Source organism: Novosphingobium sp. HR1a, assembly GCF_015594425.1.
Lineage (GTDB): Bacteria > Pseudomonadota > Alphaproteobacteria > Sphingomonadales > Sphingomonadaceae > Novosphingobium > Novosphingobium resinovorum_A.
In genome coordinates this window covers 40,314-49,288 of record NZ_JABXWS010000001.1, presented here as the reverse complement: position 1 = coordinate 49,288, position 8,975 = coordinate 40,314, and the positions used below count along the sequence as shown (strand labels likewise).

The window sequence follows — 8,975 nt, the reverse complement described above, 5'->3', positions numbered from 1 at the left end:
TGAGTACGCTCCCCGCCTCTGCGGCAGCACGAATGCGATCCTGCATCCCCCCAAAAGGGAGGGTGAATTGAAGGACCGTGTTCGCGCCGCTCTGCATGAACCTGTCATTATGATAGGTCGTTAGTCAGGTCAACTGTTTGTTAGTGTCATGCTTCGGGCGACAAACTGGCCTTTAATATCCAACTTTCCTACATCCCCCACCCCGTCATACCCTCCCCGGCATGACCCAGCCTCGCGCACCCAGATCGCCCCGCCGGAGCAACGCCGACTATCGTTGGACCAGAGCCAGGGTTCATGCCTTCGTCGCGGCGCTGGCTCGGACGGGAGGGGTTGCGGCGGCGGCGCGGGAGGTGGGGATGTCTCGCCAGTCGGCCTATCGCCTGCGCGCGCGGCTCGGCCCGCAGTTCGCCGAGGTCTGGGACGAGGGGCTGGCCTGGGGCGCCCTCTTCCGGCAGGAGCGTCAAGCCGCACAAGGTGACACCTTTACACACAAGGTTACACCACAAGGTGACACATCGGGCGCGCAAGGTGACACATTTGCCCTGCAAGGTGACACTTTCGGCCCCGAAACGGCCCCAAGGTGACACTTTTCCCTCTGGACCGTGTAAACCGTGTAAACCTGCGTCACCTTGCACACCCCCGAGCGCAGGGCACGACGACGACAATAACGGGAGCGCGAGGGCGATGGCCCTCGCACCTTCCTCTTAATTCAAGGCTCCCTTCCCCATCGCCTCCACCATCGAAGGGGCGGCCGCAAGCTCCATCGGCGCGACCTGCAACTGGCGGCGACGGGCGAGCGCTTCCGGCATTTCGCGGCGAATCCAGTCCATCATGCTCTCGCGGATTTCGCAGCGCAGGTCGAACAGGGTCGGTCCGTCGCGGGCGCTCATGAGGAGGCGCACTTCGAGGGTCTGGTCGCGGCAGTCAGTGACCTGGAGGATCTGGGCACGCTGGTCGAACAGGCGGTGGGCCTTGATCTGGCGGGTATATTCCTCGCGGATCGGGCCGATGTCGGTGCCGTGATCAAGGTATAGGAACACGGTGCCCAGCAGCTGCGAGGTGGTCTTGGTCCAGTTCTGGAAGGTGTCCTCGAGGAAGCGGTTGGAGGGGACGACGAGGCGGCGGTCGTCCCACAGGCGCACGACGACGTAAGTGGTGCGAATATCCTCGATGCGGCCCCATTCGCCGTCGAGGATGATGACGTCGTCGATCGAGATCGGCTCGGTCATCGCCATCTGGATGCCCGCGATCAGCGCCTTGAGCGCGGGCTGCGCGGCGGCGCCGACGGCCAGCGCGGCAAGGCCGGCCGAGGCCATCAGGGTAACGCCGATCTCCTTCACCCCGGGGATCGAGGCCAGCATGCCCGAGATCGTCAGGAACACGATCAGGAAGGTGCCGAGGCGGCTCATAATGCCAAGGCGCGTGCGGCGGCGGCGGGCGTTGCGGTTGTTCTCGACGGTGATGTCGGCGCGCAGGATCATCGCCTCGATGAAGGCGCGGAAGATCGCGATGGCCACCCAGCCGGTGAGGAGCGGCATGACGAACGGGGCCAGCCGGTCCCATACGGCATCGAGTGCCGGAGCCTCGCGCGCGGCCATGACCATGCCGATCGAGAGAAAGGCCCAGCGGGTCGGGCGTTCGAGGCGGTTGACGACGAGGTCGTCGGCATCGCTGGTGCTTCCCCGCGCCACCCGGACGAGGACGCGGAAGAGTATCGTGTGGATCGCCAGCGCCAGCACCACCCCGATCAGCGCGGTGACGATGGCGACCACCGGCCTCTCGGCCCAGTTCGGAAGGCCCGCGATGTGGCTCTCGATAAAGTCGATCATGGGGAGCAAACGATGCTGCAGTGCAGCAGTTTCGCGAGTGGTCGTGGTTTTTGCCCGGCCCACCCCCAGCCCCTCCCGCAATCGGGAGGGGAGAGGATCGGAAGCAGCCCTCTCGCTTGCGGGAGGGCCGGAAGGCTTGGCCCGAAGGCCTTAGCCGGACGGGGTGGGCAGAACCTTCAGTGCGCCGCGCCCCAACTCTCGCCGTGGCCGATCTCGATCCCCAGCGGCACGTCGAGGGTCACGGCGGGCAGCGCCGCCTCGGCCATCACCCGCTCGATCACCGGAGAGGCTGCCGCGACGTCGCCCTCGGGCAGTTCGAAGACGAGTTCGTCGTGCACCTGCAGCAGCATGCGCACGTTCGGCAGGCCCGCCTCGACCAGCGCCGGGGTCATGCGCGCCATCGCCCGCTTGATGATGTCGGCGCTGGTGCCCTGGATCGGCGCGTTGATCGCCGCGCGCTCGGAGCCCTGGCGCTCGGCCTGGTTCTTGGAATTGACGCGCGGGAACCACGTCTTGCGGCCGAACAGCGTCTCCGAATAGCCCTTGGCGCGCACGCTCTCCAGCGTCTCGTGGATGTAGCGCTGGATGCCCGGGAAGCGCTCGAAATAGCGGTCGATCATTGCCTGCGCCTCGTCCGAGGACGTGCCCAGACGGCCCGCGAGGCCCCAGCGCGAGATACCGTAGAGGATCGCGAAGTTGATCGTCTTGGCCCGGCCGCGCGTGTCGCGATCGACCGTGCCGAACATCTCCATCGCCGTGCGCGAGTGAATGTCCTCGCCCGCCGCGAACGCTTCCTTGAGGCTGGGCACGTCGGCCATGTGCGCGGCGAGGCGCAGTTCGATCTGCGAATAGTCGGCGGCGAGCAGGACGTTGCCCGGCTCGGCGACGAAGCAGTGGCGGATCTGGCGGCCGATCTCGGTGCGGATCGGGATATTCTGCAGGTTAGGGTCGGTCGAGGACAGACGCCCGGTCTGCGCGCCGACGAGGCTGTAGCTGGTGTGGACACGGCCCGTCTCCGGGTTGATCGCGGCCTGCAGGGCCTCGGTGTATGTCGAGCGCAGCTTGGAAAGCTGGCGCCATTCCAGCACCTTGGTGGCGACGACCTCGCCCTCGGCGGCCAGCTTTTCAAGCACCGACTGGTCGGTGGAATACTGGCCGCTCTTGCCCTTCTTGCCGCCCTTGTAGCCGAGCTTGTCGAACAGGATGTCGCCGAGCTGCTTGGGGCTGCCGATAGTGAATTCCTGGCCGACCTTCTCGAAGATCTCCTTCTCCAGCGCGCCGATGGCCTCGGCGAACTGGCTGGAAAGACCGAACAATTTCTCGCGGTCGACCTTGACCCCGTGGCGCTCCATCTGCGCTACGACCGGGATCAGCGGGCGATCGACGCGCTCGTAGATGCGGGTGCCGCCCTCAAAGGAGAGGCGCGGCTTGAGCGCAGAGTGCAGGCGCCAGGTGACGTCGGCGTCCTCGGCGGCGTACTGCGTCGCGCGGTCGAGCGGAACTTCGCCGAAGGGGATCGCCTTCTTGCCGGTGCCGCAGATTTCCTTGAAAGTCAGCGTGGTATGGCCAAGGTGGCGCTGCGAAAGCTCGTCCATGCCGTGCCCGCCGCCGATGCCCTCGATCTGGCGGCCGGCGTCGAGGCAGAAGCTGACGATCATCGTGTCGTCGATCGGCGACACCGCAATGCCGTGGCGGGCCAGCACGTTGAGGTCGTACTTGATGTTCTGGCCGACCTTGAGCACCGCATCGCTCTCCAGCAGCGGCTTCAGGCGGGACACAGCGGCACCTAGCGATACCTGAACGGGCTTTTCGGCGAACATATCGCTACCACCATGGCCCAGCGGGATATAGCACGCCTCGTTCGGCCCGACCGCGAGGCTGATGCCCGCCAGATCGGCGCGCATCGCGTCGAGCATCGAAGTCTCGGTGTCCACCGCGACCAGCCGCGCGGCAAAGGCCTTCGCAATCCACTCGTCGAGCTGCGCGTCCGTCGTCACGCACTCATAGGCATCGCGATCGATCGCGGGCCATTCGGGCAGGGGCTGACGCGCCGCGCCTTCGGTCGGGCTGGCAGCGGCAGCGGTTGTCGCCTTCGCCGGGTTCAGCTGCGTCGCGCGCTCGGGGCTGCCGTGGCCGGTGTCGAGGCGCTTCAAGAGGCTGGTGAAGCCGTGGGTGGAGAGGAACGCGGCCAGCGGCTCGGGCGGGATCGCGTCGAGCTTGAAGTCGTCGAGCGCCATCGGGAGGGTGCAGTCCTCCTTCAGCGTCACCAGCACCTTGGACAGTCGCGCCTGCTCGGCCTGCTCGATCAGGCGTTCCTGCAGCTTGGACTTCTTCATCTCCGGCGCGGCGGCCAGCGCGGATTCGAGATCGCCGTAGTCCTGGATCAGCTTGGTCGCGGTCTTGGGGCCGACGCCGTAGACGCCGGGCACGTTGTCCACCGCATCGCCCATCAGCGCGAGCACGTCGCCCACCTTCTCGGGCGGGACACCGAACTTCTCGATCACCTCGGGAATGTCGATGCGCTGGTTCTTCATCGTGTCCAGCATGTCGACGCAGCCGCCGCCGATGCCGCACTTGCCGACCAACTGCATGAGATCCTTGTCCGAGGACACGATCGTCACGTCCCAGCCCTGCGCCGTGGCGGCGCGGGCGTAGGAGGCGATGAGGTCGTCCGCCTCAAGACCCTGCTCCTCGATGCAAGGCAGCGAGAACGCACGCGTCGCGTCGCGGATCAGCGGAAACTGCGGGACAAGGTCTTCGGGCGGCGGCGGGCGGTTGGCCTTGTAGTCGGCGTAGATGTCGTTGCGGAACGAGTGGCTGGAAGCGTCGAGAATTACCGCCAGATGGGTCGGACCGTCGGCCTTATTGAGATCCTCGGCCAGCTTCCACAGCATCGTCGTGTAGCCGTAGACCGCGCCCACTGGCGTCCCTTCCGGGTTGGTGAGCGGCGGCAGGCGGTGATAGGCGCGGAAGATGTAGGCCGAGCCATCGACGAGATAGAGGTGCTGCTTGGAATCCATGCCGCAACCCCTAGCAGCGTGTCGTGGCGGCGTCAGCAGCGGTGATTTCTTCGCTGCACAGGAACCGTTCATGTCCGCAGGTGTTTTCGCCGGGCGCTTGAAACGCCGCAGTGTGCCTCGTACCCACGGGTCTGAGCCCGTTGAAGAGGCTCACGCGGCGTTTTCGCCGACGGGGTAACTCGCAGAAAGAGGGATAGAATATGCGCAAGATCGTTTTCGTTGCCGCCGCAGCCGTGGCCGCCATGTCGCTGGCCGCCTGCTCGGAAAAGACCCAGGACGCCGCCAGCGAAGCCGCTTCGTCTGCCGGTGACGACCTCTCCGACACCGCCTCGGACGTAGGTGATGCGCTGGGCAATGCCGGCGCCACCGCATCGCAGGCCGCCAACGACACCGCCGACGCCGCGAAGGACGCAGCCAAGAGCGCCGAAAAGACCACCGACGACATCGCCGCCGACGCCGAGAAGGCCGCGAACGACGTCGCCAAGGAACTCGACGATCACACAGACGGCAATCCGCACACCAACTGATCTGTCGGATCGAAGAAACGGGAAAGGGGCCTTCGCGGCCCCTTTTTTGTGTCCTTCGCCGTAGTCCGGATGCTCAGCGCGCCGAGGCGCTGCGCGGGTAGTTCGGACCTTCGGCCTGATAGCCGTTGTAGATCGTGCGCGCGATGTTGGCGATGCGCGTCTCGCGCCCGGGGCGCCCGCCTTGTCCGGTCACGTAGATGGCAACCGCGAAGACCCGCCCATCGGGCGTCTGGATGATGCCGACGTCACTGGAGGTGTTGTTGAGCGAGCCGGTCTTGTGGGACACCTCCACCCCCGCAGGCAGTCCGGCCGGAATACGGCGCTTGCCGGTCAGGCAGCGGCTCATCGCACCGAGCAGGACGTTGCGGCTCGACGGGCTCAGCCACTTGCCTTGGTAAATGCCCGAGAGCAGGTTCACCATGGCCTTGGGCGTGGCGCTGTCGCGCTTGTCGACGACGCGGGCGGGATCGATGGCGCCATCGTCGCGCACCAGCGTCGCGATGTCGCGGTCGATATGCCAGTCGTCGATCCCGGCGCGCTGGATCCAGGCATTGACCGCCTTGGGACCGCCGATGACCTTCAGCAGTGCGTCGGTTGCGTAGTTGTTAGAGCGCGTGATCATCAGCTCGATCAGGCGCGTGGCAGACATGTACTCACCCGGCCGCACCGGTGCGATCGCGCTGGAGAACGGCGCCGAGCCGACCGGAACCATCAGCGGGAATTCGCTCGACAGGCTCCACTTGCCCTTGTCCACGCCTTCCAGGAAAGTCGCGGCGATGGCGATCTTGCTGGTGCTGGCCATCGGGAAGCGCTGATCGCCCAGCACGTCGACCATCCGGCCGCTGGCGAGGTCCATCGCAGCGACGCCGATGCGCCCCTGCGAGGCATTGGCGACGGCGGCAAGTTGCTGACCGAACGGAGAATTATAGGTACGCGGTCCGCGCTGGTCGGTGCCGAAAATATCGTCGAAGCTGTTCTGGACCTGCACCACCTGCTCGGTCGGGCGGGTGAGCGGATCGATCTGCTCCGCCTGCGCGACATACGGCGATGTGACGGCCGCGAGCATCGTCGCAGCAGCGAAAAAGCGTCCGGCGCCCTTGCGGCACCGCGCGAAAAGTCGGTCTGCCCCGGTCATGCAGCCCACACCCTACCTTCGTCCATATTCCCAAACGGTTAACGTTCCAGCGACGAAACGCCAGAGTCCAGCGATGAGTTGCATTGGACTTGCGGCGATTTCCCAAATGCGCACTCTCCTTTCACGCAGATGAACGAAGTTTACGCGGTGTGCATCGATCGACCTCGGCAAGCTCAGCCCGAGCGGGGTGGAGGTCTGCACTATCTCCGCTCACCCTGAGCTTGTCGAAGGGTCGGGCGCAGCGAACGTCGCCAGAACAAGCAAAAGGGCCGGGAGATTGCTCTCCCGGCCCCTTCGATATGCTGACGCTGGGTCAGGGCTTCATCAGAAGCCCATGTCGCCCATGCCGCCCATGCCGCCGGGCATCGCCGGCATTGCGGGCTTGTCGTCGGCACGCTCGACGATCGCGGCTTCGGTCGTGATCAGCAGACCGGCAACCGACGAGGCATCCTGCAGCGCGGTGCGCACGACCTTGGTGGGGTCGATGACGCCGGCGGCCTTCAGGTTCTCGTAGACGTCGGTGGCAGCGTTGAAGCCGATGCCTTCGTCCGACTGGTCGAGCAGCTTGCCCGCGACGACGGCGCCGTCGCTGCCAGCGTTCTCGGCGATCTGACGGACCGGAGCGGCAATCGCCTTGCGGACGATGTCGATGCCGCGGGTCTGGTCTTCGTTGGCGCCGGCCAGGCCCTCAAGGGCGCGCGTTGCGTAGAGCAGCGCGGTGCCGCCACCGGGGACGATGCCTTCTTCGACAGCGGCGCGGGTCGCGTGGAGAGCGTCGTCGACGCGGTCCTTGCGCTCCTTCACCTCGACTTCGGTGGCACCGCCGACCTTGATGACGGCGACGCCGCCAGCCAGCTTAGCAAGGCGCTCCTGCAGCTTCTCGCGGTCGTAGTCCGAGGTGGTGACCTCGATCTGCGCGCGGATCTGCTCGACGCGGCCCTTGATCTCGTCGGCCGAACCGGCGCCGTCGACGATCGTGGTGTTGTCCTTGTCGATGGTGACCTTCTTGGCCTGGCCCAGCATGCCCAGGGTCACGGTCTCGAGCTTGATGCCGAGGTCTTCCGAGATCATCTCGCCGGCGGTCAGCGTGGCGATGTCGCCCAGCATGGCCTTGCGGCGATCGCCGAAGCCCGGAGCCTTGACCGCAGCGATCTTCAGGCCGCCGCGCAGCTTGTTGACGACGAGCGTGGCCAGAGCCTCACCCTCGATGTCCTCGGCGATGATGAGGAGCGGACGGCCCGACTGCACGACCGCTTCCAGGATCGGTAGCAGCGCCTGCAGCGACGACAGCTTCTTCTCGTGGATGAGGATATACGGGTTTTCGAGTTCGACCGTCATCTTCTCGGGGTTGGTGACGAAGTAGGGCGACAGGTAGCCGCGGTCGAACTGCATGCCTTCGACGACGTCGAGTTCGAATTCGAGACCCTTGGCCTCCTCGACGGTGATCACGCCTTCCTTGCCGACGCGCTCCATGGCTTCAGCGATCTTCTCGCCGACTTCGACGTCGCCGTTGGCGGAGATGATGCCGACCTGGGCGATTTCCGACGAACCGGCAACCGGGGTCGAACGCGCCTTGAGGTTCTCGACGACCTTGAGGACGGCGAGGTCGATGCCGCGCTTCAGGTCCATCGGGTTGGTGCCGGCTGCAACGGACTTCATGCCTTCGCGAACGATCGCCTGGGCGAGGACGGTCGCGGTGGTGGTGCCGTCACCGGCCTTGTCGTTGGCCTTCGAGGCCACTTCGCGCAGCATCTGCGCGCCCATGTTCTCGAACTTGTCCTTGAGTTCGATTTCCTTGGCGACCGAAACACCGTCCTTGGTGATGCGGGGTGCGCCGAAGCTCTTCTCGATGACGACGTTGCGGCCCTTGGGGCCCAGGGTCACCTTTACGGCATTGGCGAGGGTGTCGACACCGGCGAGAATGCGCTCACGAGCGTCGCGCGAGAACTTTACGTCCTTGGCTGCCATTTTTGAATTCCTTCAGTAAATCAGATGGTAGGATCGGATGCTCAGGCGATGACGCCGAGGATGTCCGATTCCTTCATGATGAGCAGGTCTTCACCAGCGACCTTGACCTCGGTGCCCGACCACTTGCCGAACAGGACGCGGTCGCCAACCTTGACGTCGAGCGGGGTGATCGTGCCGTTCTCGGCGCGGGCGCCGGTGCCGACGGAGACGATCTCGCCTTCAGCGGGCTTTTCCTTGGCGCTATCGGGGATGATGATGCCGCCGGCGGTCTTTTCCTCGGCTTCAACGCGGCGCACGAGAACACGGTCGTGCAGCGGGCGGAAAGTCATTGGGGTGTCTCCCTAGATCCAACGAAATATAAAACTGGGCTTGGCACTCGGTGAAGGAGAGTGCCAATGAGCGGAGATATGGTCCGGTGCCCGGAGGCCGTCAATGGGGCCTTCGCAGAAAAATTTATCTGCCGTTCAACTTCGCGGCGAACTGGTGCGCCCGATAG

At 65.4% G+C, this 8,975-nt stretch carries 7 protein-coding genes; 2 read left to right on the top strand and 5 right to left on the bottom strand.

Going from position 1 to position 8,975, the window contains the following annotated elements; genetic code table 11:
- Positions 1-356 precede the first annotated feature (356 nt).
- On the top strand, positions 357-584 hold the full coding sequence (locus HWN72_RS00210) for a hypothetical protein (protein ID WP_008829704.1): 228 nt from the start codon (positions 357-359) through the stop codon (positions 582-584).
- 120 nt (positions 585-704) lie between these two features.
- On the opposite strand, the gene HWN72_RS00205 is transcribed toward HWN72_RS00210, so the two are convergent.
- The gene (locus tag HWN72_RS00205) at positions 705-1,829 is read right to left on the bottom strand and encodes a mechanosensitive ion channel family protein (RefSeq protein ID WP_211149458.1); all 1,125 of its coding nucleotides are present in this window, start codon (positions 1,827-1,829) and stop codon (positions 705-707) included.
- A 176-nt stretch (positions 1,830-2,005) separates the two neighbouring features.
- Complete coding sequence (gene polA, locus HWN72_RS00200) at positions 2,006-4,849, bottom strand: DNA polymerase I (protein ID WP_211149457.1); 2,844 nt, start codon at positions 4,847-4,849, stop codon at positions 2,006-2,008.
- A gap of 200 nt (positions 4,850-5,049) precedes the next feature.
- Here polA and HWN72_RS00195 point away from each other — a divergent pair, with 200 nt between their 5' ends.
- A complete protein-coding gene (locus HWN72_RS00195; RefSeq protein WP_036528456.1) occupies positions 5,050-5,376 on the top strand; it encodes a hypothetical protein in 327 nt (108 codons plus the stop codon).
- A gap of 73 nt (positions 5,377-5,449) precedes the next feature.
- Here the strand turns inward: HWN72_RS00195 and HWN72_RS00190 are convergent, their stop codons facing one another.
- From HWN72_RS00190 to groES, 3 genes are all read right to left on the bottom strand, one after another.
- Positions 5,450-6,511 carry a serine hydrolase gene (locus HWN72_RS00190; RefSeq protein ID WP_211149456.1) on the bottom strand — a complete coding sequence of 354 codons (1,062 nt, stop codon included), beginning with the start codon at positions 6,509-6,511 and terminating at the stop codon, positions 5,450-5,452.
- Positions 6,512-6,835: 324 nt separating this feature from the next.
- Complete coding sequence (groL, locus tag HWN72_RS00185) at positions 6,836-8,479, bottom strand: chaperonin GroEL (protein WP_008829391.1); 1,644 nt, start codon at positions 8,477-8,479, stop codon at positions 6,836-6,838.
- Between the two features lie 41 nt (positions 8,480-8,520).
- Positions 8,521-8,808 (bottom strand): co-chaperone GroES, encoded by a 288-nt coding sequence (gene groES / locus HWN72_RS00180; RefSeq protein ID WP_008829392.1) that lies wholly within the window; start codon positions 8,806-8,808, stop codon positions 8,521-8,523.
- Positions 8,809-8,975 lie beyond the last annotated feature (167 nt).

What these genes read in the sequence shown, in the direction of transcription:
- HWN72_RS00210 (WP_008829704.1), top strand. Translation starts at nt 357, where the DNA reads ATGTCTCGCCAGTCGGCCTATCGCCTGCGCGCGCGGCTCGGCCCGCAG.
- HWN72_RS00205 (WP_211149458.1), bottom strand. Translation starts at nt 1,829, where the DNA reads ATGATCGACTTTATCGAGAGCCACATCGCGGGCCTTCCGAACTGGGCC.
- polA (WP_211149457.1), bottom strand. Translation starts at nt 4,849, where the DNA reads ATGGATTCCAAGCAGCACCTCTATCTCGTCGATGGCTCGGCCTACATC.
- HWN72_RS00195 (WP_036528456.1), top strand. Translation starts at nt 5,050, where the DNA reads ATGCGCAAGATCGTTTTCGTTGCCGCCGCAGCCGTGGCCGCCATGTCG.
- HWN72_RS00190 (WP_211149456.1), bottom strand. Translation starts at nt 6,511, where the DNA reads ATGACCGGGGCAGACCGACTTTTCGCGCGGTGCCGCAAGGGCGCCGGA.
- groL (WP_008829391.1), bottom strand. Translation starts at nt 8,479, where the DNA reads ATGGCAGCCAAGGACGTAAAGTTCTCGCGCGACGCTCGTGAGCGCATT.
- groES (WP_008829392.1), bottom strand. Translation starts at nt 8,808, where the DNA reads ATGACTTTCCGCCCGCTGCACGACCGTGTTCTCGTGCGCCGCGTTGAA.